The 26,565-nt window shown below is 68.8% G+C and carries 22 protein-coding genes; 12 read left to right on the top strand and 10 right to left on the bottom strand.

Translation table 11 applies throughout. From position 1 onward, the window contains the following. The first annotated feature begins 4 nt into the window (after window positions 1-4). On the top strand, window positions 5-1,714 hold the full coding sequence (locus tag MKK88_RS18835) for a GMC family oxidoreductase (RefSeq protein ID WP_243985995.1): 1,710 nt from the start codon (window positions 5-7) through the stop codon (window positions 1,712-1,714). A 268-nt stretch (window positions 1,715-1,982) separates the two neighbouring features. Then, the gene (locus tag MKK88_RS18840; protein WP_244002370.1) at window positions 1,983-2,888 is read left to right on the top strand and encodes an SDR family oxidoreductase; all 906 of its coding nucleotides are present in this window, start codon (window positions 1,983-1,985) and stop codon (window positions 2,886-2,888) included. 66 nt (window positions 2,889-2,954) lie between these two features. On the opposite strand, the gene MKK88_RS18845 is transcribed toward MKK88_RS18840, so the two are convergent. The 3 genes from MKK88_RS18845 to MKK88_RS18855 all read right to left on the bottom strand — a co-directional run bounded on the left by MKK88_RS18845 (window position 2,955) and on the right by MKK88_RS18855 (window position 7,287). Beyond that, complete coding sequence (locus tag MKK88_RS18845) at window positions 2,955-3,329, bottom strand: response regulator (protein WP_243985997.1); 375 nt, start codon at window positions 3,327-3,329, stop codon at window positions 2,955-2,957. Window positions 3,330-3,336: 7 nt separating this feature from the next. Then, the gene (locus MKK88_RS18850; protein WP_244002372.1) at window positions 3,337-5,829 is read right to left on the bottom strand and encodes a GAF domain-containing protein; all 2,493 of its coding nucleotides are present in this window, start codon (window positions 5,827-5,829) and stop codon (window positions 3,337-3,339) included. 84 nt (window positions 5,830-5,913) lie between these two features. Then, window positions 5,914-7,287: a sensor histidine kinase gene (locus tag MKK88_RS18855; RefSeq protein ID WP_244002374.1), complete on the bottom strand. Its 1,374-nt coding sequence runs from the start codon at window positions 7,285-7,287 to the stop codon at window positions 5,914-5,916. A 261-nt stretch (window positions 7,288-7,548) separates the two neighbouring features. On the opposite strand from MKK88_RS18855, the gene MKK88_RS18860 reads away from it, so the two are divergent. The 3 genes from MKK88_RS18860 to MKK88_RS18870 all read left to right on the top strand — a co-directional run bounded on the left by MKK88_RS18860 (window position 7,549) and on the right by MKK88_RS18870 (window position 11,086). Further along, window positions 7,549-7,959 (top strand): MarR family winged helix-turn-helix transcriptional regulator, encoded by a 411-nt coding sequence (locus MKK88_RS18860; RefSeq protein WP_244002376.1) that lies wholly within the window; start codon window positions 7,549-7,551, stop codon window positions 7,957-7,959. 311 nt (window positions 7,960-8,270) lie between these two features. Beyond that, a complete protein-coding gene (locus MKK88_RS18865; RefSeq protein WP_244002410.1) occupies window positions 8,271-10,337 on the top strand; it encodes a PAS domain-containing sensor histidine kinase in 2,067 nt (688 codons plus the stop codon). A gap of 203 nt (window positions 10,338-10,540) precedes the next feature. Further along, window positions 10,541-11,086, top strand: a complete 546-nt coding sequence (locus MKK88_RS18870; RefSeq protein WP_244002377.1) for a PAS domain-containing protein — start codon at window positions 10,541-10,543, stop codon at window positions 11,084-11,086. A gap of 120 nt (window positions 11,087-11,206) precedes the next feature. Here the strand turns inward: MKK88_RS18870 and MKK88_RS18875 are convergent, their stop codons facing one another. From MKK88_RS18875 to MKK88_RS18885, 3 genes are all read right to left on the bottom strand, one after another. Further along, the gene (locus MKK88_RS18875) at window positions 11,207-14,809 is read right to left on the bottom strand and encodes a PAS domain S-box protein (RefSeq protein ID WP_244002379.1); all 3,603 of its coding nucleotides are present in this window, start codon (window positions 14,807-14,809) and stop codon (window positions 11,207-11,209) included. 264 nt (window positions 14,810-15,073) lie between these two features. Next, window positions 15,074-15,484, bottom strand: coding sequence for an ester cyclase (locus MKK88_RS18880; RefSeq protein WP_244002381.1), 411 nt, complete (start codon window positions 15,482-15,484; stop codon window positions 15,074-15,076). Window positions 15,485-15,501: 17 nt separating this feature from the next. Beyond that, the gene (locus MKK88_RS18885) at window positions 15,502-16,578 is read right to left on the bottom strand and encodes a catalase family protein (protein WP_244002383.1); all 1,077 of its coding nucleotides are present in this window, start codon (window positions 16,576-16,578) and stop codon (window positions 15,502-15,504) included. A gap of 352 nt (window positions 16,579-16,930) precedes the next feature. On the opposite strand from MKK88_RS18885, the gene MKK88_RS18890 reads away from it, so the two are divergent. From MKK88_RS18890 to MKK88_RS18915, 6 genes are all read left to right on the top strand, one after another. Continuing rightward, window positions 16,931-17,167, top strand: coding sequence for a hypothetical protein (locus MKK88_RS18890; RefSeq protein WP_244002385.1), 237 nt, complete (start codon window positions 16,931-16,933; stop codon window positions 17,165-17,167). 78 nt (window positions 17,168-17,245) lie between these two features. Beyond that, window positions 17,246-18,127: a cytochrome b/b6 domain-containing protein gene (locus tag MKK88_RS18895; RefSeq protein ID WP_244002387.1), complete on the top strand. Its 882-nt coding sequence runs from the start codon at window positions 17,246-17,248 to the stop codon at window positions 18,125-18,127. Continuing rightward, window positions 18,124-19,047: a molybdopterin-dependent oxidoreductase gene (locus MKK88_RS18900; RefSeq protein ID WP_244002389.1), complete on the top strand. Its 924-nt coding sequence runs from the start codon at window positions 18,124-18,126 to the stop codon at window positions 19,045-19,047. The genes MKK88_RS18895 and MKK88_RS18900 overlap by 4 nt, the downstream gene beginning before the upstream one ends. Window positions 19,048-19,127: 80 nt before the next feature. Further along, window positions 19,128-19,916 (top strand): alpha/beta fold hydrolase, encoded by a 789-nt coding sequence (locus MKK88_RS18905; protein ID WP_243986012.1) that lies wholly within the window; start codon window positions 19,128-19,130, stop codon window positions 19,914-19,916. A gap of 145 nt (window positions 19,917-20,061) precedes the next feature. Beyond that, window positions 20,062-21,144: a catalase family protein gene (locus MKK88_RS18910; protein ID WP_244002391.1), complete on the top strand. Its 1,083-nt coding sequence runs from the start codon at window positions 20,062-20,064 to the stop codon at window positions 21,142-21,144. 54 nt (window positions 21,145-21,198) lie between these two features. Next, the gene (locus MKK88_RS18915) at window positions 21,199-21,768 is read left to right on the top strand and encodes a type 1 glutamine amidotransferase domain-containing protein (RefSeq protein WP_244002393.1); all 570 of its coding nucleotides are present in this window, start codon (window positions 21,199-21,201) and stop codon (window positions 21,766-21,768) included. Window positions 21,769-21,862: 94 nt separating this feature from the next. Here the strand turns inward: MKK88_RS18915 and MKK88_RS18920 are convergent, their stop codons facing one another. The 4 genes from MKK88_RS18920 to MKK88_RS18935 form a co-directional block, all read right to left on the bottom strand. Then, window positions 21,863-22,276: an ester cyclase gene (locus MKK88_RS18920; protein WP_243986014.1), complete on the bottom strand. Its 414-nt coding sequence runs from the start codon at window positions 22,274-22,276 to the stop codon at window positions 21,863-21,865. A 215-nt stretch (window positions 22,277-22,491) separates the two neighbouring features. Then, window positions 22,492-23,571, bottom strand: coding sequence for a molybdopterin-dependent oxidoreductase (locus tag MKK88_RS18925; RefSeq protein WP_244002394.1), 1,080 nt, complete (start codon window positions 23,569-23,571; stop codon window positions 22,492-22,494). A gap of 392 nt (window positions 23,572-23,963) precedes the next feature. Beyond that, window positions 23,964-24,500 carry a DNA starvation/stationary phase protection protein Dps gene (gene dps / locus MKK88_RS18930; protein ID WP_244002396.1) on the bottom strand — a complete coding sequence of 179 codons (537 nt, stop codon included), beginning with the start codon at window positions 24,498-24,500 and terminating at the stop codon, window positions 23,964-23,966. Between the two features lie 443 nt (window positions 24,501-24,943). After that, window positions 24,944-25,744: an SDR family NAD(P)-dependent oxidoreductase gene (locus MKK88_RS18935; RefSeq protein WP_244002398.1), complete on the bottom strand. Its 801-nt coding sequence runs from the start codon at window positions 25,742-25,744 to the stop codon at window positions 24,944-24,946. Window positions 25,745-26,003: 259 nt separating this feature from the next. Between MKK88_RS18935 and MKK88_RS18940 the strand changes: the two genes are divergently transcribed. After that, the coding region (locus tag MKK88_RS18940) for an alcohol dehydrogenase catalytic domain-containing protein (RefSeq protein WP_244002400.1) at window positions 26,004-26,565 on the top strand (562 nt) is incomplete at its 3' end.

The raw sequence follows: 26,565 nt of genomic DNA on the forward strand, positions 1-26,565 counted from the left end.
GTCGATGCGCATCCCCGGCCTCGGCAACGCCGCCGACAACCCCAGGTACGTCACGCCCAGCGACGACCCGGAGCACCATCCCCGCGCCCGCGATGGCCGGGCGCCGAACGTCATGCGGATCGGCGAGTGGGTGCCGATGCGCCAGCACCGTGACGAGGAGGAGGTCGATTTCGCCATCGTCGGCACCGGGGCGGGCGGCGGTACCCTGGCCTGCCGGCTCGCCGAAGGCGGCCTGTCGGTGGTGGCCTTCGATGCCGGCCCGTATTTCCGTCCGCTGGAGGACTTCGCCTCCGATGAGAGCCATCAGTCCAAATTGTACTGGACCGACGAGCGCATCGTCGACGGCGAGAACCCGCTGCAGATGGGCTCGAACAATTCCGGCAAGGCCGTGGGTGGCTCGACCGTGCACTACGCCATGGTGGCCCTGCGCTTCCGGCCGGAATGGTTCAAGGCGCGCACCCTGATGGGCTACGGCGCCGACTGGCCGATCGATTGGCGGGAGATGTGGCGCTACTACGATCAGGTCGAGGACGACCTGAAGATCTCCGGCCCGGTCAACTATCCTTGGGGGCCGCACCGGCGCCGGTATCACCGGCGCGCGCACGAGATCAACGCGGCCGCCAAGGTGCTGGCACGGGGCGCCGAAGCGATGGGCGTCAGTTGGACGCCGACGCCGCTCGCCACGGTCTCGGCCCCGCACGGCGATGCGCCGCCATGCGTCTACCGCGGCTTCTGCACCCTGGGCTGCTCCACCAACGCCAAGCAGAGCGTGCTCGTGAGCTACCTGCCCCGTGCCCTGAAGGCCGGCGCCGAGATCCGCGACCTCGCAATGGTCGGGCGCATCGAGACGAGGAACGGCCGGGCGACGGGCGTCCACTACTTCCGCGAGGGGCGTTGGCGCTTCCAGCGGGCGAAGAATGTCGTGGTGGCGGGATACGCCATCGAGACGCCGCGCCTGCTCCTGAACTCAGCGAACCAGGAGTTCCCGGACGGGCTCGCCAACTCCACGGGCCTCGTCGGCAAGAACCTGATGGTCCAGGGCAACCAAGCGGTCTGGGGCGTCTTCGACGAGGAGATCCGCAGCTACAAGGGACCGCCCTCGCTCGCCATCAGCGAGCACTGGAACTACGACGACAAGGGCTATGGCCCCTTCGCCAAGGACTTCTTCGGCGGCTATTCCTACATGAGCCAAGGGCCCCTGCCACAGCTCTGGGCCAACACCCAGGCCTCCGCGCACGGCCTGTGGGGTGAGGCGCTGATGTCCGAGATGCAGCGCTACAACCACGTCGCTGGGCTCAAGGTCGTCTCCGAGTACATGCCCCAGGAGCGCAACCGGGTGACGCTCTCGGACGTGAAGGACCAGTACGGGCTGCCGGTGGCTCGCGTCACCTATTCGTGGTGCGACAACGACAGGGCGCTTAACCGGCACGCCCTCAGGTTCATGCGCGAGGCCCTGTCGGCCGCGGGTGGCCGCGAGGTCTGGGACCAGGCCGACGACACATGCCATCTCAACGGCACGGCTCGCATGGGCGCCGACCCACGCACCTCCGTGGTCGACGCCGATTGTCGGTCCTGGGACATCCCGAACCTGTACGTCTGCGACGGCTCGGTCTTCCCGACGGTCGGCGGCGTGAATCCATCGCTTACGATCCAAGCGGTCGCGTTGCGCACCGCTGACCGGGTACTCGCGGAAAGGCGGCGACCGTCAGCGTGAGCCCCTGGTACGACCCGTGAAATTCGAGGCGGTGTCATTCACCGAACCGGGATGGCTTGCCGTCTCGCGAGGGTGAGCACGCATCCATCCCGAACGGTCGACGTCGTCGGCATCCGCACCGCCTGCACCCGGGACATGCCACGGCCGCCCGCGTCCCTCGACTGGAACCCAGGGAGGAGACGGGGATTGGCGCTGACCCGGGACGGACGCGTTCGAAGCGCAGCGCGCCCGATCGAGCCAAGCTTCCCCCCCGCTACAGGATAACTCCATGACCGACGCCTCCGATCAGCGCCTCGCGATGCAGGACCCGCGCACGCAGTACCCGCAGCCGCCGTTCAAGCGCCAACCCCAGGAAGCGCCGGGCCTCGCCGGAGCGATGGACCCGAAGCCGGACCACGGTGAGACCAGCTACAAGGGGCACGGACGCCTCACCGGACGGAAGGCGTTGGTGACCGGCGCCGATTCCGGCATCGGCCGAGCCGCCGCCATCGCTTTCGCCCGCGAGGGTGCCGACGTGGCGCTCAGCTTCGTCGAGGACGAGATGCCCGACGCCTGGGAGGTCGCCAAGCTGATCGAGGCGGAAGGGCGCAAGGCCGTCCTGCTGCCGGGCGACATCACCGACGAGGCGTTCTGCGACATGCTCGTGAAAAAGGTCGTCGCCGATCTGGGCGGGCTGGACATCCTGGTCAACAACGCCGGCAAGCAGACCAACCAGAAGGACATCGGCGATATCACGGACGAGCAATTCGACCGGACGCTGAAGACCAACCTCTACGCGATGTTCTGGATCACCAAGGCCGCGCTGCCGCACATGCCAGCGGGCGCGTCGATCATCAACACGGCCTCGGTCGTGGCCTACAACCCGCCGCAGATCCTCGTCGACTACGCCACAACGAAGGCCGGCATCGTCGCCTTCTCGAAGGCGTTGGCCAAGCAACAGGTCGCCAAGGGCATCCGGGTGAACGCCGTTGCGCCGGGGCCCTTCTGGACGGCCCTGCAACCGTCCGGCGGCCAGCCGCAGGAGGCGGTCGAGAAGTTCGGGTCCGAGGTGCCGCTGGGCCGTCCAGGCCAGCCGGTGGAGCTCGCGCCGATCTATGTGTTCCTGGCGAGCCAGGAGGCGAGCTACGTCACCGGCGAGGTCTACGGCGCGACGGGCGGCAACGGCACCGCGTAGGCTTCAACCATCCGGCCGGGTCTCGGTATCGGGGCGCGGCCGGCGTCGGCCATCGACCCGAGGCGCTCAGGCGGCGAACCTCTGGATGGCCGCTACGATCCTGCGTCCGTCGAACGGCTTGCCCAGCACTACGCCGCGAGCGGGAATCTGCGCGGCGTCCCAGGGTTGGGACGACACCATCAGGAGCTCGATGGGCGGCCAGCGGTCGCGGATGGCGAGCGCGAGCTTCATCCCGGCCGTGGAGCCGCGCATGTCGAGGTCCGTGAACACCGTGCGGATGTCCGAGCGGGTCTCCAGCAGCCGGATTGCCTCGGCCACGCTGGTTGCCTCGACCGCATCGCAGCCCGCGTCCTCGACGTAGCCGACCAGCGATAGCATCAGGATCGGGTCGTCCTCGACGACGAGCACCAAGGTTTGGCCGGTAGGGTTGTCCTCGGTCATCGGCAACTCAATGCACCTGGATCTGGATGTCGGCCAGGGGCGCGCGGAACTTCGCGCGCAGGCCTTCGGAGCCGAAGCGGAGTTCGGCCTCGCGGGTTCCGACGAGGCCCATGCGGATCAGCTTGGTGCCGAACCCGCCGCGCCCCGAAGGTGCGGTCGCGGCGGGGCCACCCAACTCCGACCAATCGAGCACCAGTGCCGGCGCCTGGCCGACCTCGGTGCGCCACGCAATCCGGACCGTCCCGGCGCCGACCGAGAGCGCGCCGTACTTCAGGGCGTTGGTCGCCAACTCGTGCAGCAGCAGGGACAGGGACAGCGCCGCCTCGGGGCTGATGTCCATGTCGGCCCCGTCGAAGGCGAAGCGGTCGAGGTCGGCCTGCAGCATGAGGACCCCTTCCATGACCGCACGCAGGCGGGCGGCCTCCCAACTCTTCCGCAGCAGCACGTCGTGGGCTCGCGACAGGGCCAGCAGCCGACGCTCGAACGCGTCGACCTTGTCGCGCTCGCTCACCCCGCGCAGGGTCTGCTGGGCGATGGATTGGACCACCGCGAGCGTGTTCTTGAGCCGGTGGGCCAGCTCCTTGTTGAGCACGCCCTGGAGATCCTCGGCGCGCACACGGGCCACCCCGACCTCCAACCGGTCGGCGACGTTGCGCAGGAACGCCAACTCGTCGGACGTCCAGGTCCGCGCCTGCGCGTCGTGGGCGATGAACACCGCGACGGTGCGCCCGCGCTCGCGCACGGGCATGTTGACGAGGGCGCGGACGTCGATGGCCAGCAACGGGCTCGGATCGGCGCGGGTGCGCGGGTCGGTGGTCACGTCCTCGATCACGAGCGCCACGTCGTCGAGCAGGCTGCCCCTCAGGTCCCCGTAATCGGCGAAGCGATGCAGCCCCGCGAGGCTCACCATGCCCGGCATGGTCCAGTCCAGCTCGATCTCGACGGTTTCCATCTCCGCGTCGATGCGCCCGAACCCGGCTCGGGTCGCCCCGAGGGTCCGACCGACGATCTCGGCGGCGGCGGAGGTCATCTCCGGTACGGTCGCGAGGTCGCGCAGGCGATCGCCGAGCGCGAGGAGCGCGGTCCGGCGGGCCTCGGCCTCGATGCGGGCCGTCACCTCCAGGAAGATCACCCCGAAGCGCCGGTCGTCGAGCTTGAACGCCCGGCCCTCGTACCAGCGGCGGATCGTGCCGACCTGGCGGGTGAACGCCGCCGGCCGGCCGGTCTCGACCACGTCGGCGAACTCGCGGACCCACTCCTCCTCGACGTCCGGGATGACCTCGCGGAGCGTCCGGCCCACGACCGTCGCCGGATCGACTCCGACCAGCCCGCCCCAGGCGGGGTTGACCTCGACGTAGCGCCAGTCGACGACCCGGCCGCCCGCGTCGCGGACCACATCTCCGACGAGGAAGCCCTCGCTCAGGCGATCGAACAGGCCGCGCCAGTACAGGTCGGTGGCGTGAACCGCCTCGCGGCCCCGCGCCTCGTCCACGGCGGTCAGGCCGGCGGTGGCGACGCCGGCGAACAGCACGGCCTGCTCCAGGTCGCGCGCGGTGAAGGCGTCCGGCTTGGCCGACTGCAGCTTCAGGACGCCGAGCACCGTGCCGCCGCGCGCGAGCGGCGCCAGCACCGCCGAGCGCAGGCCGAGCCGCTCCACGAGGTCGCGCTTGACGTACGGGTCGCTCGTCGCGTCGGCCATCAGGAACGGGGCGTTCGTCCGGGCGACCCGGCCGGCGCTGCTGCCTTCGAGGGGCACGCGCAGCCCGCGCTGTCCCAGCAGGCTACCGCGCACCACGCGGTATTCGAGGGCGTCGCCGTCGATGAGCTCCAGGACGCCGCCCTCCGCGGCCGGCACCGCCCGCATCGCGCCGTCGAGCAGGGCATCGAGGATGGTGTCGAGGTCGCCGTCGATAGCGGCGATGGACGCCTGGGTGTCGCGCAGCGCATCGCGCGCCCGGAACGCGGCGTCGCGTTCGCGGATGTGGGTCTCGCGGCCCCGGATCGCCCGGCGCAGCTCCAACTGGGCCATGACCTGGCGGGCGAGGCGGCGCAGGTCGTCGGCCTGGTCGTCGGTCAGCCCTTCCGGCCGTGGCACCCTGTCGATCACGCACAGGCTGCCGAGGACCTGCCCTTTCGGTGTGCGCAGGGGGGCGCCGGCGTAGAACCGGATGAACGGCTCGCCGGTCACCAGCGGGTTGTCGCGGGTGCGCGGGTCGGCGGTCAAGTCAGGGATCTGCAGGATGTCCGGCTCGGCGAGCACGAACCGGCAGACGGAGCCGTCGAGGTCGGTCTCGCAGGGCGAGAAGCCGACCCGCGCCTTGAACCACTGGCGGTCGTGGTCGACGAGGCTGACCAGCGCCACGGGAACGGCGCACGCCCTGGCTGCGAGATGCACGAGGTCGTCGAAGCCCTCCTCCGGCACGGTATCGAGGATGCCGTAGCCCCGCAGGGCCTCAAGCCGCAGCGGGTCGTCGGTCGGGGACGGCTCCGGGCGTGTCATGGGCGAAGAATTCTACGAGGGATGCGAAGGGTTTCGTACCGTGGCATGGCCCGTTCCATCACGGAAGTCCGTGCCCCCCGAGGATCATGGCTCGGCCAGGATGGAGATCGGCAGCCTGACCGTGTAGGTCGTGCCGGTCCTGCCGGAGGCCGTGGCGAGGGTACCGCCGACCTGGCGGACGAAGGCCTCGACGAAGCGCGAGCCCTTGCCCGACGCGGGATTGCTGCCGGAGGTCGCCGCTAGGCCGACGCCGTCGTCCGCCACGGTCAGGACGACGTCGCCGTCGCGGCGGGCGAAACCGAGCAGGATGCGGCCGCGGCCGTTCGGGAAGGCGTACTTCACCGCGTTCGTGGCGAGCTCGTTGACGATCAATCCGATGGTCACCGCGTGGTCGGACACGATGAAGAGCGGCTCCGCCTCGACCGCGACGGCGACGCCGGTGTCGGTCCCGAGCAGGCTTGAGCGCAGGCTCCCCGCGATGCCTTCTAGGTAGGGGCCGACAGGCACCGGCCCGAGCGAGGCCGAGCGCGAGATCACGTCGTAGAGCCCCGCTACCGCGCCGATCCTCGCCTGCATCGCCTTGTAGCCCGCGATGCACGGCTCGGCCGCCCGGCGGATCTCGTAGGACACGAACGAGGTGATGATCTGCAAGGAGTTCTTGATGCGGTGGGCGAGCTCGGCGGCGAGCAGGTCGCGGTGCCGTTCCAGCAGGCGGGCCTCGGTCACGTCCTCGAACACCAGCAGCAGCCGGGTGACGTGGTTGCCCGGACGGAAGACCTTGCGGGCGTTCAGCCTGAAGATGCGCCGGCCCAGCCCCGGGAACTCGTCCTCGACCTCGAAGCCGTCCAGGGCCGTGTCGTCCGGCACCACCCGGGCGAGCAGCTCCTGCAACCGCCCGACCCTCCACTTGCCCTGCGCGAGGTCGTAGAGCGAGCGCCCGACGAGGTCGCCGCCTTCGTCGCCGAACAGGCGCACGAAGGAGCAGCTCGCCTGCGCGACGGTCATGTCGCCTTCCAGCACGACCATCGGGTCGCGCACGGTGTCGACGATGCTGGTGGCGAGACGGTCCTGGCGCTCGGCGTCGCCGCGGGCCTCGTGCTCGGCGGTGACGTCGTCGATGGCGAGCAGCAGGAACGGGATGCCGTTGCCGGGCCGGAAGACCTTGCGGGCGTTCAGGCGCATGCACTTCACCCCGATGCCGGGGAAGTCGTGCCCGACCTCGTAGCCCTCGACCGTCCCGTCCCGCGGCACGACCTCCACGAGGAGCCGGCGCAGGTCGGGGATATCCCACTGGCCGGTGCCGAGCTCGAACAGGGGGCGCCCGACGGTCGCCTCCGGCTCGGCCTGGAAAGTTCGGTAGAAGGCGCGGTTGGCCGAGTGGACGGTGAGGTCCATGTCGAGCACCAGCAGGCTCGACGGCACCGTGTCGACGATGTCCTGCGCGCTGAAGGTGTCCACGAGCCCGCTCCGACGGTTTCCCCGGTCGGCCCGGGCGGGACGTCCGGATGCGGGATACCCACACCTCAGGTCGTCTCTCTTCCAGGGGCCTTCTCCTGATCCGCGCCTATCACGCCGTGTATGCCTTGTCATTCACGCATGAAACTTCCAGACAGGAGGCGTTCGAACGGGGTGGGTAGTCCGGAAATGACGTGCCCGAAACGACCGGATCTCAGGCTCGACGACCAGATTTGTTTCGCGCTGTACGTCGCGACGAGCGCGGTGACCCGGGCCTACCGCCCGCTCCTGGGCGAGCTCGGCCTGACCTACCCGCAATACCTCGTGATGCTGGCGCTCTGGCAGGACGGCGCGATGACGGTGTCGGGACTCGCCGCGCGGCTCCGCCTCGGACCCAGCGCGATCACGCCGCTCGTCGACAGGCTGGAGGCCGCAGGCTTCGTCGCCCGCGCCAGGACCTCGGACCAGCGGGTGGTGCTGGTCGCCCTGACCGATGCCGGGCGTCGACTGGAGGAGGAAGCCTCGAAGGCGCAGCAGGACGTCGTATGCCGGGTGGGTCTGTCGGACGGCTCACTGTCGGCTCTGCGGCAAGAACTGATGAACCTTGCGGACCGCGTCACCGCCTCTGTCGCGGTGCAGGGCGTTTCCCCGGGTCGGCCGCGGCAGGACAGATGAGGACGGCGCTCGATCCCGTTCCGTCCGCGTGTGCCGGACAGGCGATGCGTGCCCATCCTTCTCGCCCGGAACCATTCGCGATGGAACGACCGGGATCGAGCCGTCGTGGCAAGGATAGTCCGGTCGGAACGCCTTGCGGACCGAGCCGCGTCGTCGAGCGTTGATGCCTCGCAGCGCGAAACCGCTCTGCACCTCTTGGAACCCGAGGCCGAACGTCCGCATGTCCGCCCCCCCTCTCGTCACCGACGCATGGAGCCCAGGCCGGAGCTCCCCTTCCGAGGCCCGAACCGAGTCCTGCGGGGCGTAAGGTGGTGAACTGCGCAACGGCGTTCCTCGCCGGGGGCGGCGAGGCGGCGCGCCTGATCCGCGAGCGCGATTGGTCGGGCCATCCCCTCGGTCCGCCTGAGACGTGGTCGCCCGCGTTCAAGACCGCGCTCGGGCTGGTGCTGAACTCGCCCGAGAGCATGATCCTGGCCTGGGGGCCGGACCTGCATTTCTTCTTTAACGATACCTATTCCAGGCTGCTCGGGCCCCGGTTGGCCTGGGCCACGGGCGAGCGCTTCGACGGGGTCTGGGCTGACGCCTGGGAACAGGCCAGGCCGATCATCGAGGACGCCTTCGCTGGCCGCAGCCGCCGTTTCGAGGACCTGCCCTGGAAGCTCGACACCGACCGCGGGGCAGCGGAGACGTGGTTCTCCTTCTCCTACTCGCGCGTGCTCGACGCCGACGGCGCGGTGGCGGGCCTATTCATCTTCACCAACGAGACCACCCAGCGTGTCCTGGCCGACGCCGCCCTCAAGGAGAGCCAGGAAAACCTGAGGCGGGCGCTCGACGAGGTGCGCTGCCTGAACGCGACCCTTGAGCAGCGGGTGGAGGAGCGGACGACCGAGCGTGACCTGATGTGGGACACCGCCCCGGATCTCATGCTGATCATCGACTTCGAGGGCGTGTTCCAGAGGGTCAACCCGGCCTGGACCCATCTGCTCGGCTACGAGCCGCACGAACTGGTCGGGCACCACGTCAACGAGTTCGTCCTGCCCGAGGACCATGCCGGGACGGTCGAGGCCTACACCGAGGCGGCCGAGGGAGGGATGCCCCGCATCGTGAACCGATACCGTCACAAGGACGGCTCGACGCGCTGGATCTCCTGGACCGCCGCCCCGGCCGGGAACCTGACCTACGCGACCGGGCGGGACATCACCGTGGCGCGGGAACGGCAGGCCGAGCTGGAACATGCGCAGGAGGCGCTTCGCCAATCCCAGAAGCTCGAAGCCGTCGGCCAACTCACCGGCGGCGTCGCGCATGATTTGAACAACCTGCTGACCATCATCCGCTCGTCGGTGGACTTCCTGCGCCGGCCCGACCTGCCGGAGGGGCGCAAGGACCGCTACCTCAACGCGGTCTCGGAGACCGTGGAGCGGGCTGCCAAGCTCACCGGCCAGCTGCTGGACTTCGCCCGCCGCCAAGCCCTCAAGCCGGAGGTGTTCGACGTCGGCCGGAAGGTGCGCGGGATCGCCGAGATGCTCGACACCGTCACCGGCGCGCGCGTCCACGTGGTGACGGAGGTGCCCCACGGTCCATGCTTCGTCCGGGCGGACCTGAGCCAGTTCGAGACCGCGCTGATCAACATGGCGGTCAACGCCCGCGACGCGATGGACGGGGAGGGAACGCTCACCCTGCGGCTGGGATGCGGGGCGGCCCTTCCCGCCATCCGCGGCCATGCCGGCTCGCGGAAGGCGTTCGCGGCGGTCTCCCTGACCGATACCGGCTCCGGCATCCCCCCGGACCGGATCGGGCGGATCTTCGAGCCGTTCTTCACCACCAAGGAGGTCGGGAAGGGCACGGGCCTCGGCCTGTCTCAGGTATTCGGCTTCGCCAAGCAGTCGGGCGGCGACGTCGACGTGGCCAGCGTGGTCGGGGAAGGCACCACCTTCACCCTCTACCTACCCGAGGTCGAGCCCGAGGAAGGACTGGTCCGCGACCGCGTCCAAGACGGCGACCTCGCGCCCCTGGGAACCGGCCAGCGCATCCTGGTGGTCGAGGACAACGTCGGCGTCGGCCAATTCGCGACCCAGATCCTGGAGGACCTTGGCTACCGGCCGACCTGGGCGGCCAACGCCGAGGAGGCACTGGACCGGCTCGGCGCCGACGGCGACGGCTTCGACATGGTATTCTCCGACGTGGTGATGCCGGGCATGGGTGGCGTGGACCTCGCCAAGGCATTGCAGCGGCGGCTGCCGCACCTGCCAGTGGTCCTGGCGTCCGGCTACAGCCACGTGCTGGCGCAGGAGGGCACGCACGGGTTCGATCTGCTGCACAAGCCCTATTCCGCCGAGCAGCTCGGCCGCATCCTGCATCGGTTCCTCGGCCCACGGTAGGAACCGTCGAACCTTCCCGGTCCGATGCCCGGGCAAGCGGTCACGAACTCCGCCGACACGCCTTCCCGACACGGGTGACGTGGAGACTGCGCGGACCGCCAAACGAGGCGGACGCCCGGCCGGAAACGGTATCGGGCCGACGCTTGTGCCGCCACTGCGGAGAGATATTGTCTCAAAGCATTCGCCCAAGCAGAGGCCCATCGATGATCTTCGTCACGGACGCGGTCGGTGCCTGCGTCTACACCAGCTCGGAGTGGACGACGCTCACCGGACAGGAGGTCGCCGACGCTCTCGGCCTTGGATGGCTGGATCGCGTCTACTCCGACGACAGGGCCATCGTCGCGGAAACGATGGCTGCCGCGGTCCGTCGCGGGGAGGAGTTCAGCGTCAGGTATCGGCTGCTCAAGCCGGACCGCACCCTTCGCTGGGTCGGGGCGGGCGGCGTCCCCGCGTTCGGCATGCTGGGCCATAACTTCATCGGTTACTTCGGCACGGTGACCGAACTGGCCGCGGGCGCGACGGACACGATCACGGCCTACGGCAAGATCGAGCGGTTCGTGCCGCCGGCGCCCCATCCGAACACGATGCTGAATTGCCGGCTTGACCAGGTCGCGGATCACCTGCTCCCGGCGCATTCGCTCATCGAGTCCGACGGAGGCAAGGAGGCGCTGCCGGACCTCCGCAGCGCCCTGTTCAAGATCGGCCGGGCGCTCGCCGCCAGGATCGAGGTCAAGGAGCGGCTTAACTGAGCGACGCCGTCACGGGCGGGATCGCTTCTCCTGTTCGACCTTCGGCGATGCTGCTGCCCGAGCGTGGCAAGGCCAGTCTGCACACCGAACCCTGCGCCACCGTGGATGCCCTGGGGCCGGTCAGCCTTGGCCCTCGATGATGCCGCGGATACGGGTGGCCAGCGCCTCCAGGGCGAACGGCTTGGTCATCACGTTCATGCCGTGCGCCAGGTGCCCGTGGTTGAGCACGGCGTTCTCTGCGTAGCCGGTGATGAAGAGGACCTTGAGGTCCGGGCGGTGCTGGCGCGCGGCGTCAGCCATCTGGCGACCGTTCAGGCCCCCGGGCAGGCCGACGTCGGTGACGAGCAGGTCGATGCGCACGTCCGACTGCAGCACCTTCAGGCCCGAGGCGCCGTCGCCGGCCTCGATGGCGGCGTAGCCGAGGTCCTCCAGCACCTCCGTGACCAGCATGCGCACGGTCGGTTCGTCGTCGACCACCAGCACCGTCTCGCCGGCCTTGGCGCGGGCTGCCTCGGAGAGGTCGGCCACGGCGTCGGCATCCTCGGCCTCGCCGAGGTGGCGGGGAAGGTAGACACAGACCATCGTGCCCTGCCCGACCTCGGAGTAGATCCGGACCTGGCCGCCCGACTGCTTGGCGAACCCGTAGATCATCGACAGGCCGGTGCCCTCGCCGAGGGGCTTGGTCGTGAAGAACGGGTCGAACGCCTTGGCGACGACGTCCGGGGTCATGCCGGTCCCGGTGTCCGAGACGCAGAGCGCGACGTACTGGCCCGGGCTCAGGTCGCGCTCGCGGGCTCCGCGCTCGTCCAGCCAGCGGTTGCCGGTCTCGATGGTGATCCTGCCGCCGTCCGGCATGGCGTCGCGGGCGTTGATGCACAGGTTGAGCAGCGCGTTCTCCAACTGGCTCGGGTCTACCAGGGTCGGCCACACGCCGCCCATGCCGACGAACTCGACCGGGACCGCGGGGCCGACGGTGCGGCGCACGAGGTCGACCATTCCCTCGACCAAGCGGTTCACGTCGGTCGGCTTCGGATCGAGCGTCTGGCGTCGGGAGAAGGCGAGCAGGCGGTGGGTGAGGGCGGCGGCACGCTTGGCCGCGCCCTGCGCCGCGCCGATGTAGCGCTCCATGTCGGACATCCGCCCCTGGAGCATGCGTGTCTGCATCAGCTCCAGGGAGCCGACGATGCCCGCCAGCATGTTGTTGAAGTCATGCGCGAGCCCGCCGGTCAATTGCCCCACCGCCTCCATCTTCTGGGACTGACGCAGGGCTTCCTCGGTCTTCGCCAGGGCTTCCGCCGCCGCCTTCGCCTCGATGACGTCGCGGACGGCCGAATAGACCAGGCCGCCCCGTGGCACGGCGTTCCAGGACAGCCAGCGGTAGCTGCCGTCCCGATGCCGGTATCGGTTCTCGAAGGAGAGTTGGGCCTCGCCCCGGACCAGCCCCGCCGCGGCGGTCCGCGTCGACGCATGGTCGTCGGGGTGCACGAAATCGAGGAAGGGCTTTCCCCTCAACTCGTCCTCCGACCAGCCCAACGTCGTGCGCCAGGCCGGGTTGAGGCTCGTGAAGTGGCCGTCGAGGGTCGCGACGCAGAGGAGGTCGCTGGAGACCCGCCAGATCTCGTCGCGCTCGGCGGTGCGCGCGGCGACCTGGGCTTCGAGTTCCGACTTCTCGGAACGAAGCAGGGCCTCGGCCCGGTGCCTGTCGGTCACGTCCTGGACGAAGACGTGGAAGCCGTCGACCGCGCCACCGGCGTCGCGCCGGGGCAGGTAACGGATCTCGGCGACGCGCGGGCGCCCGTCCCGATGCGGCCAGTCGAGCTCGAACAGGACGGACTCGCCCCCGAGGGCTCGGTCGATGAAATCCTTCCGGGCCGCGTAACCGGCCGGACCCAGGAGCCTTCGGACGTCGCGTCCCACCACCTCGCCGGGCGGGACGAAGAACCAATCCACATAGGCCTCGTTGGCGAAGCGGTAGACGTGGCCGGCGTCGATGAACGCGATCAGCACCGGAAGCGCGTCGGCGATCAGGCGGAGCTCGCGCTCGTTGGTCTCGGCGAGCAGCTCGGCATTCCTGCGGGCGGTGATGTCGTTGAAGAACACGGCGACGCGGTGGTCCCCCGGTTCGCCGACCCGATGCGCGCGAACGTCGAACCAGCGCCCGAACACGGAGGCGTAGTTCTCGAAACGGGCCGGCTCACCGGTTCGGGCCACGCGGCCGTAGATGTCGAACCAGTGCCGTTCCAGGCCGGGCGCGAACGTGCTGACCCACCGGCCGGCGAGGTCCGCGCCGGTCTGCCGGGCGAAGGCAGGGTTGGCCTCCTCGATCAGGTAGTCGACCGCCCGCCCGTCCGCGTCGAACCGCAGCCTGAGGATGCAGAACCCGACCTCGATGGTCTCGAACAGGGTACGGTACCGGGTCTCGCTCCGACGTAGGGCCTCCTCGGCGAGGCGGCGGTCGTTGATGTCCTCGACCACGCCGTACCAGCGCACGATGCTCCCGGCCCCGTCGCGGCGGGCCTGCGCGCGGGCGCGCATCCAGCGGTACTCGCCGCTCCCCGCGATGTTGATGCGGTAGTCCACGTCGACCGGCTCGCCCGAGGAGAGGCTCGCGGAGAACACCGCGACGGTGTGCGGGACGTCGTCCGGATGGAGGGCCCTCATCCAGCCGGCGCCGTCGGGCTCGCCTGGCGCCTGGCCCGTCAGTTCGAGCCAGCGGTTCGAGTAGGAGGTGATGTTGCCGGCTGGGTCGCAGGTCCAAGGCACCTGCGGATTCAGCTCGACCGTGTGCCGGAAGTGGTCCTCGCTCTCGCCGAGCCGCGCCTCGCTCTCCCGCAGCGCCCTCCCGGCCTCGTGCTCGGCGGTGCGGTCGCGGGCGATCTTGGTGAAGCCGAAGTGCTTCCCGACCTCGTCGAGCAGCGGCATCATCTCGCCGGACGCCCAAAACCGGCTGCCGTCCTTGCGAAGGTGCCAGCGCTGGTCGGGGGCGCGGCCCTCGTCACGGGCCCGGCGCATCTCCGCCTCGATGCGACCGGCCGCGCGGTCCTCGGGCGTGAAGAACCGGTCGGCGGGTTGCCCGCGCATCTCCCCGGCGGTCCAGCCGAACACGCGTTCCGCCCCTGCGTTCCAGTCGGTGACGAGGCCGTCGCAGTCGGTGACGACGATGGCGAAATCCACCGCGCTGTCGAACACCGCCCGCTGCCGCCGCTCGTTCTCCGCCAGGCGCGACATCGTCTGCCGGTAGCCGGTGACGTCGACCTGGCTGCCGAAGTGGTAGAGGACGCGACCCTCCGGATCGAGGATCGGACTGATGAAGAGCTCGTTGAGGAAAGGCGTGCCGTCACGCCGGTAGTTGACAATATCGATGGCTAGGTCGCGCTTTGCCGCCAACGCGTCCCGGATAGCCTGGACGTGGGCGGGGTCGGTGTCCGGTCCCTGGAGGAAGCGGCAGTTGCGCCCGAGCAATTCGTCGGCGCCGTAGCCGGACAGGTCCTGGAAGGCCCGGTTGGCGAAGACGATGGGATCGTCCGGCCGGTTCGGATCGGTCAGGATCATCGGGGTACGGGTTTTCTCGACCGCGGCGAACAACTCGTCCCGGCCGCCCGGCGTCGTGAGGACCCGACGCCCGAAAGCTTCCGCTGCCCCCCCGGCCTGCACTTCCCTCAGGCGCAGGATCTCGGTCTCAAGCTCGTCGCGCGACAGCGATGTCAGATCCGAACCGACCAACGTCCGCCCTTCTCGATTGGCCGGGACCTCCCCGCAATCACAAGAATCCGGTGTCCAAGCTGCGAGGGGCGGACCAGTTCCGCTTCCCCGGCGGCACCCCGATCGGGAAAACCAATCGGCCCAGCGCCGGCCATTCAGCTTCCCGCGCTTGCGGAACGACTGACCTCAAGCTTGGTCCGGCGGGGTGTAAAGAAGGCGGTCGTGGAGCGGACGGTGTCCAAGCGTCGCGGTGCGCCGACCGTCCGCAAAACGCCGCCGCACCCTTCAGGCGTCGATGGCGCCGACCTGCTTGAGCAGGGACAGGTTGTCCATCAGGGCCCAATGCTCTGTCAGCCGCCCGTCCACGACGCGGAAGAAATCCATCACGGCGATATCGACCGCGTTGCCGGTGGCGGGCGTGCCTTGGAACGTCCCGGTATGACGGCCGGTGAACCGGAGACGCGCCAGCACCCGGTCGCCCTCGGCGATGACCTCGGCGACATGCATCTCGATGTCCGAGAACCCGCCGTGCAGCACCTCGCCGAGCCTGGCGACGCCCGCCGGGCCACGGACCTCGAAGTCGAGGCCAGGGTCATGGCGCACGAAGTCCGGGGCGATGAACCGCTCCCACCACACCGCGTCCCGGTCCCGGAACGCAACGAAGTAGGCGCGGACGAGGTTCTTGTTCGATTCCATTGACATCGCATCCACCCTCAGCGCCCCACGGGTTCGTGGATCGGGCAACCGTTGTAGCGCCGACGAAATTCGGCCGAATGCCTGTAGGGGGCGTTGCGGGCCCGGTTGATGTTGCCGAGCGGACGGTGGGCGGCGAGGCCGGTCCAAACCGCGAAGCGCATGCGCTCGTCCACGGCGTCGACGCGGGCCGCGTCCCAGCTGTCCTGCGGCCGGACGGTGATGGTGGCGACCCGTTGGAACGGCGCCTCATCCTCGTTCCACTCGACCGTCGGATCCTCGACCGGCTGACGCTCCAGGTCGCGGCACAGCTGCACCCGGAACTCCCAGACACCCTCGATGGCGGCCATCTCCGACCGCACCGTCTCACGGATCGCGTCGGGGCGACCCGAAGCGTCGATCTCGGTGCCGGTCAGCGCGGTCAGCGCCGGGGCGACGGGAGCCACCGAGAACTTGGCGACGTGATCGCCATACCGGAATGGCGTGACGCTGTAGTAGGTCTCGCCGAGCGGGTCGACGTTCGGCGCACCGCCGAGCGAGCCGAGCGTCGGGCTCTCGATGCCGATTGCGGTCAGCGCTTTGTTCACCCCGCGCAGCACGGTGGAGGCGGCGACCTTCACACCCTCGATCCGGTCAGTGGTCTTGGCGAGCAGCTTGAGGCTGCCGAGGAACTTCTCGGCGTTCGGCGCCTGGAACACCGGGCCGTTGACCATGACGAAGTCCTGGGTCGTCCCTTCTGCGTCCGGCAGGCGCTCGCCCGCGACGTCCAGGACTTTCAGCGCGAGGCCACGCGGCAGTGAGACGGCGTCCGGTAGGATGTCGCCCGCGTTCGTCGACATCCGCATATAGACCTTGTGCTCGCCCGGCGTCGCGAACAGCCCCTGGGCGAGTTCGGGCGGCAGGCCCGCGTCGATGCGAAGCGTGCCTTCCAGGATGCCGTGGGCCTTGGTGTGGACCGAGCGCACCGCGTGGCCGGAGTCCTTCGCGACCCTGTCCAGGATGGTGTCGAAGGTCTCGTTCAGACCCTCAATGGTCTTGCCTTCGTCGGCGGCGATCTTCTCGACGTCGGGGGAATAACGAACGGGCGCTGCCGGCATACACGATCTCCAAAACTCACTTGTGCACAACCGATTGAGCCCGGACCCGTTCCGGTCATCTCCCTGATCAACCTCTCTTCCTGGCCTCACGTGATCGGGAACTCATCGCGTCGACTTGGAGGTGGGCGGTCAGCGTTCCCGGCTAGGTTTGAAACTTTCCCTTCCATGCCTCCGTACAGCTTGGCGTGCGCCCGGCCTGGGCGCGGCGCGAGGCCCTGCCTCGACGTCCGATTTGTCGCGCCCAAACTCTGTCGGACTACTATTTTTATTTGATAAAACAGGAACTTGGTGGTCGCACCTTCTCTTCTCTCCATGTGCGAAAGGGGATCCCTTCCCCTACAGGAGACGTCGAATGAAGATCACTACCCTTGCCCTCGCCGCCACGGTCCTCGGCAGCCTCGCGCTCGGAGCCGGCGCCGCCTCCGCCGCGCCGATGGGCCCGAACGGTCTCCAGGCCGGCTCCTCCGCGGTTACCCAGGTCCGCATGGACCGCAGCGAGCGGATGATGATGAAGAAGCGCATGATGCGGAAGCAGATGATGAAGCGCCGCATGATGAAGAAGCGGATGATGATGAATCGCGGCATGTGATTTCACGGCGCCGTGCGCTTCCGGAGGCCCCGATCCAGGGACCTCCGCCCAAGCCGTCCTGAATGCGGGAAAGACCGTTTGGCTCGAACCTACCTCACCCGATCCGCTCCCGAGACCGGCGAGGTCGAGCGTCGCCGCTGGATGTTTCGCCACCCCCTCGTCATCCGTGTCACCCATTGGGTGAACGCGGTGTGCCTGCTGGTCCTGCTGATGAGCGGCCTGCAGATCTTCAACGCCCACCCGGCGCTGTACTGGGGCAAGGTCTCGACCTTCGATGCGCCGCTGCTGGCGATGTCCTCGACCGCGGACGATCCGCCCAAGGGCATGACGACGGTATTCGGCCACGGCTTCGACACGACGGGATGGCTCGGCTCCTCCGTCGGCTCCGACGGCGAGGCGGCCGACCAAGGCTTCCCGGCCTGGGCGACCTTGCCGAGCGACCAGGACCTCACCGGCGGCCGTTCTTGGCACTTCTTCTTCGCCTGGACCTTCGTGCTGAACGGCCTCGCCTACCTGCTCTACGGTCTGGCCAGCGGGCAGCTTCGGTTCCGCGTTATCCCGTCCCGCGACCAGATCCGGCATTTCGGCGCGTCCATCTGGGAGCACCTGACGCTGCGCTTCCCGCAAGGCGACGAGGCCAAGCGCTACAACGTCATCCAGAAGCTCACCTACCTCGTCGTGCTGTTCGTACTCCTGCCGGTGCAGGTCCTGGCCGGCCTCGCGATGTCCCCGGCGATGGACGCCGCCTTTCCCTTCCTTCTGACGCTGTTCGACGGACGCCAGTCGGCCCGCACGGTGCACTTCGTCGTGGCGGCCCTGCTCGTCCTGTTCGTGGTCGTGCACGTCGCCTTGGTCCTGCTGTCGGGCTTCTGGAACAACATGCGCGGCATGCTCACCGGCTGGTTCGTGATCGAGCGCAAGATCGAGCCGGCACCCGTCACCGGGGAGACCTGGGTATGAGCCGCCTTCCCAGCCGACGCGCCCTCCTAACGGGAGGGGCCGCCATGGCCGCGGCGGCCCTGCTCGGCGGCTGCGACCGCCTCGGCAACGCGGAGTGGTTCCGCCGCACGCTCAAGACCGGCGAGGACGCAAACCTGTTCGTCCAGCGCCTGCTTTTGGGCGAGGCGACGCTGGCCCCGGAATATGCAGAGGCCGACATCTCGCCGTGGTTCAAGCCGAACGGGACCGAGGACCCGCCCGACAGGGACTACAAGGCCCTGGCGAAGGGCAGGTTCGCCAAGTACCACCTGGAGGTCGGCGGCCTGGTCGAGGCACCCTTCAAGCTGTCCCTGGCCGAACTCCGCAAGCTTCCGGCCCGCACCCAGATCACCCGGCACGATTGCGTCGAGGGCTGGAGCGCCATCGGCAAGTGGGCCGGGGTGCCGCTCGCCGAACTGCTCAACCGCGCCAAGCTCAAGCCACAGGCGCGATACGTGGTGTTCCACTGCGCCGACACCATGGATCAGGGCAGTCCGCTCGAAGGCGGGGGAGACGACGAGGGGGCCGACGAGGTCCCCGCCGGCAACGCCAACCCGAGCATGACGAAGCAGTCGGGCGGCAGCGAGAGCAGGAAGGACTCCGGCGGCCAACAGGCGACGGAGGACGATGCGGCCAGCGGCGGGACGCCGGTTCGCTTCTACGAGAGCATCGACCTGGTGGACGCGTTCCACCCGCAGACCATCCTCGCCTACGACATGAACGGGGAGGCGCTTCCCGTTTCGAACGGCGCCCCGCTGCGCCTGCGGGTCGAGCGCAACCTCGGCTACAAGCAGGCGAAGTATGTGATGCGCATCGAGGTCGTCGAGAACTTCGCCCACATCGGCGACGGCAAGGGCGGCTACTGGGAGGACCAGGGCTACGCCTGGTACGCCGGCATCTGAGTTGGCGCGGACGGGACGTCGACGTCCCTGCGGGCATTGCGAGCGCAGCCCGCTCGTGGCGAGTTAAGGACAATGCCGTCATGTCCCTGCATTTTGAACGCCTCGGCACGGGTCGGCCGCTGCTCATGGTCCATGGGCTGGGATCCAATCTCCGCACCTGGGATCCGCTCTTGCCCGCATTGCGCGGCTCGCATGAACTGATCCTGGTCGACCTGCCGGGACATGGCGGATCGGCCCCGCTCGCGGGTCGGCAGACGATGGAGGCCCATGCGGACGCCCTCGCCGGCTTCGTGCAGTCGCAAGGCCTGACGACGGCGGACCTCGTCGGCAGTTCGGTGGGGGGCCGGCTGGTGCTGGAGCTGGCTCGGCGGGGCATCGGTCGGCACTGCGTGGCGCTTGATCCCGGCGGCTTCTGGCGTGGGTGGGAAACGGGCTGGCTTCACTGGACGCTCGCCGCATCGATACGCCTGGTGCGGTTGCTGCGGCCCTTCCATCCCGGCCTGTCGCGCCACGCCGTCACCCGTACGCTGCTGCTCGCCCAACTGTCGGCCCGTCCGTGGGCGCTGCCACCGCAGCTTGTCGTCGGGGAGTTGCAGAGCCTGGCGGCCACACCGGTGTTCGATGCGATGCTGCGTGAGCTGGCACGCGGGCCGTTGCAGCAGGGTTCGACAACGACCCCCGGCCTCGTCACCATTGGCTGGGGCCGCCAAGACCACCTGCTGCTGCCGCGCCAGGCCGCACGCGCCCAGGTAGCATTCCCGTCGGCCCATCTGCACTGGTTCGAGCGCTGCGGCCACTTCCCGCATTGGGATCAGCCTGCCGAGACGGCGCGCGTGATCCTTGAAACGGTTGGGAAGGACGCGCCTTGAGCTGGCTTGTCGCACACCCGAGCCCGCGGCCCCTTCGATATTCGGAACGGCATCCCGTTCCCGACTCGATACGCCGAATCCCAAGTCCGCTGCGTTCTCTCCTGCCGCGGTCCGCCTCAGTTCCCCGGTCACCGTGAGGAAGATCATGACCTACCTTCGATACGCCCCCGACATCGAGAAGCCTGCTGCGGACGAGCAGGAGACCATCGACGGCATCATCGCCGGCATGACGCAGCAATCAGAGACGGTGGAGAAGCGCGAGCACCATGCCGTGCGTGCCAGCCACGCCAAGAGTTCGGCCTGCGTCACGGGCGAGTTGACGATTTCCACCGGCCTGCCGCCCGAACTGGCCCAAGGGTTGTTCGCCACGCCCGGCACCCACCCCGTCGCGGTTCGTTTCGCTCAAGGCCCGGGCGAGACCCTGGGCGACCGTGTCTCGACCCATCGCGGCATGTCCATCAAGGTCTTCGACGTTCCCGGGGAGAAGCTCCCCGGCCATTCCGTCGATACCCAGGATTTCGTCCTCGCGACCGGGACCACCTTCCCGTCCGGGACGGCGGCCGGCTTCCTGCGCGACGGCACGGTCATCGGCAAATCGACGAGCCTGCCGGAGGGCGTGAAGAGCGCGGTGTCCTCAACCATGCGCAACCTCAACAAGGCGCTGCATGCCTTCGGCACCGAGAGCGCCTTCGCCGACTTCTTCGGGCACCCTTACAGCCACCCGCTAGCGGACAGCTACTTCAGCCAAGCGCCGGTCCGCTTCGGCGACTACGTGGCCAAGCTCGGGGCCGTGCCGACTGGCGAGGCGCAGCGCGCGCTATCCGAATGGCGGCTGGACCCGAACCAGGACGAGGACGGCTTCCGGCACGCCACGGTCGCCTTCCTAAGGGACAACGAGGTGGTGTTCGAGCTGAAGGCGCAGCTCTGGGCCGATGCCGAGCGGCAACCCATCGAGGACGCCTCGGTGGACTGGCCGGTGTCGGTCAGCCCCTACCTCACGGTGGCGACGCTCCGCCTTCCGCGTCAGGACGCCTACTCGCCGGAGCGGGTGCGGTACTTCGACGAGGTCATGACCTTCCGCCCGGCGCACAGCCTCGCGGCGCACCGGCCGCTCGGTTCGGTGATGCGGGCGCGCCTCCAGGTCTACCGGGCGCTGAGCGATTTCCGCCACCGTGAGAACGGCGTGGCGGCCGAGGACACCGCCGGCATCGACCGCATCCCGGCGTGAGGAACGGCGCGGACGGCGCCTCTGATGAACCCCAACACCCAGAAGGACGATGACATGAACTTGCAGGGAAAGAAGATCGCGATCCTGATCGCACCGCGCGGCACCGAGGAGCCGGAGTTCGCCAAGCCCCATCACGCGGTGAAGCAGGCCGGAGCGACCGTGACGGTCATCGGCCTGGAGGCCGGCGAGGCGGAGACCGTGAACAACGACCTCGATCCGGCCGGCCGCTACAAGGTGGACAAGACCATCGAGGGGGCCTCGGCCGCGGACTTCGACGGGCTCGTCATCCCGGGCGGATGCGTCGGCGCGGACAAGCTCCGGGCGAGCAAGGATGTCGTGGCGTTCGTTCGGGACTTCTTCGAGCAGGGCAAGCCGGTCGGGGTCATCTGCCACGGGCCTTGGACCCTGATCGAGGCCGACGTCGTGAAGGGCCGCACGCTGACTTCCTATCCCACCGTTCGCCGCGATATCGAGAACGCCGGCGGCACCTGGGTCGACGAGGAGGTCGTCTGCGACAAGGGTCTCGTTACCAGCCGCACGCCCAAGGATCTTCCGGCCTTCTGCGCCAAGATCGTCGAGGAGTTCGCGGAGGGCCGCCATCCCGACCAGGCCAGGAGCGCCTGAGGAGTCGAACAGCCAGCGGCCGGTCATCGAGCCTCCGGGGCGGGCCAAACCGCGACGACGTCCCGTGGCCGGGACGCCGTCGCGGAAGCCTCCGTCATCCCTCGATGGCGCCGATCTGCTTGAGAATGCCGAGCTCGTCGGAAGAACCCCAGCGCTCGACCATCTTGCCGTCGACGAAGCGGCCGATCTGCATGCCACGGACCTTGATGGCCTTCCCGGTCGGCTTGTGGCCGTTGAAGTCGCCCTGGTGCGTGCCGGTGAGCGTGTAGGCGAAGGCGACGCTGTCCCCATCCGCGACGAGCTTCTTCACCTCGACCTGCATGTCAGGAAAGGCGGTGCGGAGCTGCGTGAAGAATGCCTTGTACCCCTCGGGACCCATATGCTGGCCCGGCGCCGGGTCGTGGTCGTGGCAATCCGGGGCGACGACCTCGGGGAAGGCGTCGAATTGACCGGCGTTGACGAGTTCGCCGAACTTTTTGGTCGCCTGGATGCTGGTCTCTTGGGACATTGTGTTCCTTGGGGCTCGGGGCTGGCAAAGGCGCGCCCGGCGCCTCGAAGCACGGGAAACGCCCGCCATGGTCGGACGTTGCCGACGCCACGCACGACGGGGTCGGGATGACCGACGGGCATGACGTCGGACCGTGGCGCGGTGCTTGGTCGGCCGCTGGCTAGGACGTCGTCCACGAGGGCGGCGCTAGCCGACATCCCAGGTCTCGCCCGTCCCTAGGTGACGTTCACCCGCACCCGATGCCAGCAGGCGCATAGGTAGCCCTTGTGGTTCCAGGTCTCGTCCGGCAGTGCCGGCTGCGTCTGCCCCGCCTCATCCCAGGCGCGCACGGCTAGCCCATGCCCGCCCGGCGGCAGGTCGAGGTCCGCGCTCCAGAACGTCCAGGCGAACGGAGCGTCAGCCTCGTGTTCGAGCTCGGCCTGCACCCAGGACCGGCCGCCGTTCCCGGAGACGTCGACGCGTACGATGGCCCGGTCCCCGCTCACCGCGTAGCCGCGGACCCTGTTGCTCCCCGACTTGAGGACGGCCCCGGACCCGGGCTCGCAGATCGCCGCGTTCAGCGGCATCGTATCGATATTGTGCCCCTTGGCCGGATCGGCGGTCTCAGCGGTCACGTCGGCCGGGTACAGCTTGTAGTCGCCGGCCTGGATCGGGTTGTCCGAGGGGTGGTCCTGGACGCTCAGGCGCCGGAGCCATTTGGGGCTGCGCACGCCGGCGAAGCCCGGCACCACAGCGCGGACCGGAAAGCCGTGCTCCGGTAGCAAGGCCTCGCCGTTCATGGCGTAAGCCAGCAGGGTCTCGGGCGCCATCGCCTTCCTTAGCGGGATCGAGGCCCCGTAGGGATGGCCTTCCACCGTGTCGTGGCTCTCGAAGGCGACATGGAAGCCTGGGCGGTCGGCGCCCCCCGCCTCGCGCAGGACATCGCCGAGCCGAACCCCGGTCCATTCCGCGGTGCCGATGGCGCCGGCGTCCCACGGGTCGCCCGATACCGGGGCGACCGCCCGCATGTCGGCGCGACGATTGCCGGCGCACTGCATCGTGGCCGTGACTGCGGTTTCGGGGAAGCAGGCACGAAGGTCCGATAGCGACAACTCAAGCATGGTGCTGGTTCCGCCATCGACGGTGAGGCGCCAGGTTGCCTCGTCGAGGTCCGGCAGGTCGCCGTGCGAGCGGACGTAGAAATCCTTCGCCGGCGTCCGGTAGGTGGCCCGCAATCGGTCGAGGGGCGGTTCGGCGTTGTAGGGCTGATGGCCGTGGACGATCAGGCGTGCCTTGCGCTCGGTCAGGCTCGACATCGGGGCTCCCGTCCGGGTGGGGTTACGGGAGTGAACGCCTCGGCGGCGGCAAGGGTCATTCAGCGGCCGAGAAACCAGGGCGGCGGCAAGGGGCATGACCGCTTTCGGAGGACCAACCGGCCTTGGTGCTCGTTCGCTCGGACGGTCCATCGCGTCCCGTGGGCCCACCGATCAGCCCGAGCGCCTCACGGCGTACGCGTCTTCGGCGACTCGATTCAGCCGTAGGTCACCGTCCACCAAGCTGCCGAGAAGCGGACCTTTCAGGATCCGCGAAGGATGGGAAGCGAGAGTGGGGTTGGCGCCCGCTCCAGGCCCCTGCCTCCCCGATATTCGGGGGCGACGCCACCTGCGGTACCCCTCCGTCCGACCGGGTACGGAGGGGCGGACCTTCCTCAATTGCGCGCGTTGCCGTCCCGCATCTGGCCCGTCGGCTCCTGGACATGGGCTTCCAGGAACCATAGCTGCTTGTCGACGGCCCGCGAGACCTCGGTGAACAGGTCCGCCGTGTCGGGGTCGCCCGCCTCGTCCGTCTCGTCGATGTTCTCGCGTACGGCATTGGCGTAGGCGGCGTAGCTGTCGATCAGCGCGGCGACGTGGTCGGCGATGGCGTAGATGCCGGTCGGGTAGGCGGGTAGCTTGGACGACCCCGCCACGACCTGCGCCGTCCCCAGGGCCGTGCCGCCGAGCTGCACCGCCCGCTCGGCCACCTTGTCGTTGAGGTTGCTGATCTCGGCGCGGAAACCGTCCAGCATCAGGTGGATGCCGATGAATTGCGGACCCTTAAGGTTCCAATGGGCCTGCTTGATCGCCAAGGCGAGGTCGATGCCGTCGGCCAGCCGCGCGTTCAGGGCCTCGATGGACACCCTCTTGGCGTTGGAATTCGTGTCGTTGCGGGTCTGGTGGGTGCGCGGGGTGCTGCTCGTAGCCATCGTTTGCTCCGTTATGCCGAGGCGGCAATTGTGGAGGCCGGTGGAGGTTCCTTTTTTCACGGTCCGGCCTGACGGAGTCCGGACCCTCGGCCGTCCAGGGTGCAAGCAGCACGACCGCGTAGGTCGCCGCCAGGATTGTGGGCCTGGCCGCTTTCCGTCCTAGGGAGGGCGCTTGCCACCGGGATGTCCCCCCCCACCCCCGCCCAGGTCAGGAACGGCAGGCATGACCACGCCGACTCGATGCCCGGGACGTACCATACATCGCGTCCGGAAGTGGATGACGATGGGAGGAGGTGCTGACCTACCCACGATGGGAAACCCCATCTGTGATGTCTGACATGTCAGGCGGCCGTGGAGATCCTCGGGTTCATCGGCGTATGCTGAAGCGGCGCCAAGTGGGTTGGTCGTTCGAGGTTGGCAGCCGGCGTCCCCTGGGATCGGGCTCAGCCCGCCGAGCCGGGCTTCGAGAAGCCGCGGTGGAGCGCCGCCGCAGCCATGTCCGGCAGTGCCTCTGTGACGGCGCTCATCACCTTGTTCTTGACCCCCGGGACCGCCTTGTCGCTGCCCGACTGCAATGCGTCGAGGGCGGCCTTGGCCACGGCTGCCGGATCGTCCTTGCCGTTCGAGGCCCCGATCTTGGTGTCGAGCATTTCGGCCCGTCGGAAGAAGTCGGTTTCGGTCGGTCCCGGCATCAGCACGGTGACGGTCACCCCGGTGTCCTTAAGTTCGCTTCGCAGCGCCTCGCCGAACCAGCGCAGGAACATCTTGGTGGCGCCGTAGACCGCCTCGAACGGGTCGGGCATCGACGCGGCGATGGATGACGTGAACAGGATCCTGCCGCTGCCACGCGCGACCATCTCCTTGACGACGGGCTTGGTAAGCTGGACGGCGCCTCGCACGTTCAGGTCGATCATCGCGAGTTCGCGCCCCAAGTCGGTTTCCACGAAGGCGCCGCCCAGGCCGAAGCCGGCATTGATGCACAGCACGTCCACGGGCCGTCCCGCCGAACGGATGGCCGCGACGAGGCTGTCGACGCCAGCCTCGGACGACAGGTCGGAGGCGTGCGTGCTGACCTTGCCATCCTCCGTCGAAAGGCGCCGCGCCGCATCCGCAACGTGGCCCTCGTCCTGGGCCGCGATGAGAACGTCGTACCCGCTCCCAATGAGCTCGCGGGCGAGCTCGAAGCCGATGCCGTTCGAGCCGCCGGTCACGACGGCGAATGGCTTGGACGTCTCTGCGGACATGGGATCCTCCGGTTGCCCGGGCCAACAGGGGCTCGACGAGCAGGGTTCCTCCCGACGTTCCGTGGAGCCGCACGCCCCTGATCGCGATCCTCGCTCCGGCTTCGACAGTGAGGATTCGAACGTGGGCCGCAATCGTCGTGGCGACGTGGACGGGCGCTACGGAACCCCCTGGAGGAGGCGGACTTCTCAAAGGCATCCTCGTTCGCGAGCGCGTTCCTCTTCGGTCGAGCGTGGCCTCGCCCCCGACCGGAGACACCCGATGAAGGCACTGTGCTGGCACGGCAAGGGCGACATCCGCTGCGACACGGTTCCAGATCCGCGGATCGAGGACGCGCGCGACATTATCCTCAAGGTGACGTCCTGTGCCATCTGCGGCTCGGACCTCCACCTGATGGACGGCCAGATGCCGACCATGGAGGCCGGCGACGTGCTCGGCCACGAGTTCATGGGTGAGGTCGTCGAGGTCGGCCCCGGCTTCACCAAGTTCAAGAAGGGTGACCGCGTCGTCGTCCCGTTCAACATCAATTGTGGCGAATGCCGGCAGTGCCGGCTCGGGAACTGGTCGGTCTGCGAGCGCTCGAACCGCAACGGCGAGATGGCGGCGGCGCAGTTCGGCTACCCGACCGCGGGCCTGTTCGGGTACTCGCACCTTACCGGCGGCTATGCCGGGGGGCAGGCCGAATACGTGCGCGTGCCGATGGCGGACGTGGCGCCGATGCTGGCGCCCGAGGGCGTGGACGACGAGTCGCTGCTGTTCCTCACCGACATCCTGCCCACCGGCTGGCAGGGCGCCGAGCATTGCGAGATCAAGGGCGGCGAGG

Origin of the sequence: Methylobacterium sp. E-005, from assembly GCF_022829725.1 — a bacterium.
In the GTDB taxonomy this organism is placed as follows: Bacteria; Pseudomonadota; Alphaproteobacteria; order Rhizobiales; family Beijerinckiaceae; genus Methylobacterium.

Coding starts and splice junctions, on each gene's coding strand:
- MKK88_RS18835 (WP_243985995.1), top strand. CDS start 5: ATGCGCATCCCCGGCCTCGGCAACGCCGCCGACAACCCCAGGTACGTC.
- MKK88_RS18840 (WP_244002370.1), top strand. CDS start 1,983: ATGACCGACGCCTCCGATCAGCGCCTCGCGATGCAGGACCCGCGCACG.
- MKK88_RS18845 (WP_243985997.1), bottom strand. CDS start 3,329: ATGACCGAGGACAACCCTACCGGCCAAACCTTGGTGCTCGTCGTCGAG.
- MKK88_RS18850 (WP_244002372.1), bottom strand. CDS start 5,829: ATGACACGCCCGGAGCCGTCCCCGACCGACGACCCGCTGCGGCTTGAG.
- MKK88_RS18870 (WP_244002377.1), top strand. CDS start 10,541: ATGATCTTCGTCACGGACGCGGTCGGTGCCTGCGTCTACACCAGCTCG.
- MKK88_RS18880 (WP_244002381.1), bottom strand. CDS start 15,484: ATGGAATCGAACAAGAACCTCGTCCGCGCCTACTTCGTTGCGTTCCGG.
- MKK88_RS18885 (WP_244002383.1), bottom strand. CDS start 16,578: ATGCCGGCAGCGCCCGTTCGTTATTCCCCCGACGTCGAGAAGATCGCC.
- MKK88_RS18890 (WP_244002385.1), top strand. CDS start 16,931: ATGAAGATCACTACCCTTGCCCTCGCCGCCACGGTCCTCGGCAGCCTC.
- MKK88_RS18900 (WP_244002389.1), top strand. CDS start 18,124: ATGAGCCGCCTTCCCAGCCGACGCGCCCTCCTAACGGGAGGGGCCGCC.
- MKK88_RS18905 (WP_243986012.1), top strand. CDS start 19,128: ATGTCCCTGCATTTTGAACGCCTCGGCACGGGTCGGCCGCTGCTCATG.
- MKK88_RS18910 (WP_244002391.1), top strand. CDS start 20,062: ATGACCTACCTTCGATACGCCCCCGACATCGAGAAGCCTGCTGCGGAC.
- MKK88_RS18915 (WP_244002393.1), top strand. CDS start 21,199: ATGAACTTGCAGGGAAAGAAGATCGCGATCCTGATCGCACCGCGCGGC.
- MKK88_RS18920 (WP_243986014.1), bottom strand. CDS start 22,276: ATGTCCCAAGAGACCAGCATCCAGGCGACCAAAAAGTTCGGCGAACTC.
- MKK88_RS18925 (WP_244002394.1), bottom strand. CDS start 23,571: ATGTCGAGCCTGACCGAGCGCAAGGCACGCCTGATCGTCCACGGCCAT.
- dps (WP_244002396.1), bottom strand. CDS start 24,500: ATGGCTACGAGCAGCACCCCGCGCACCCACCAGACCCGCAACGACACG.
- MKK88_RS18935 (WP_244002398.1), bottom strand. CDS start 25,744: ATGTCCGCAGAGACGTCCAAGCCATTCGCCGTCGTGACCGGCGGCTCG.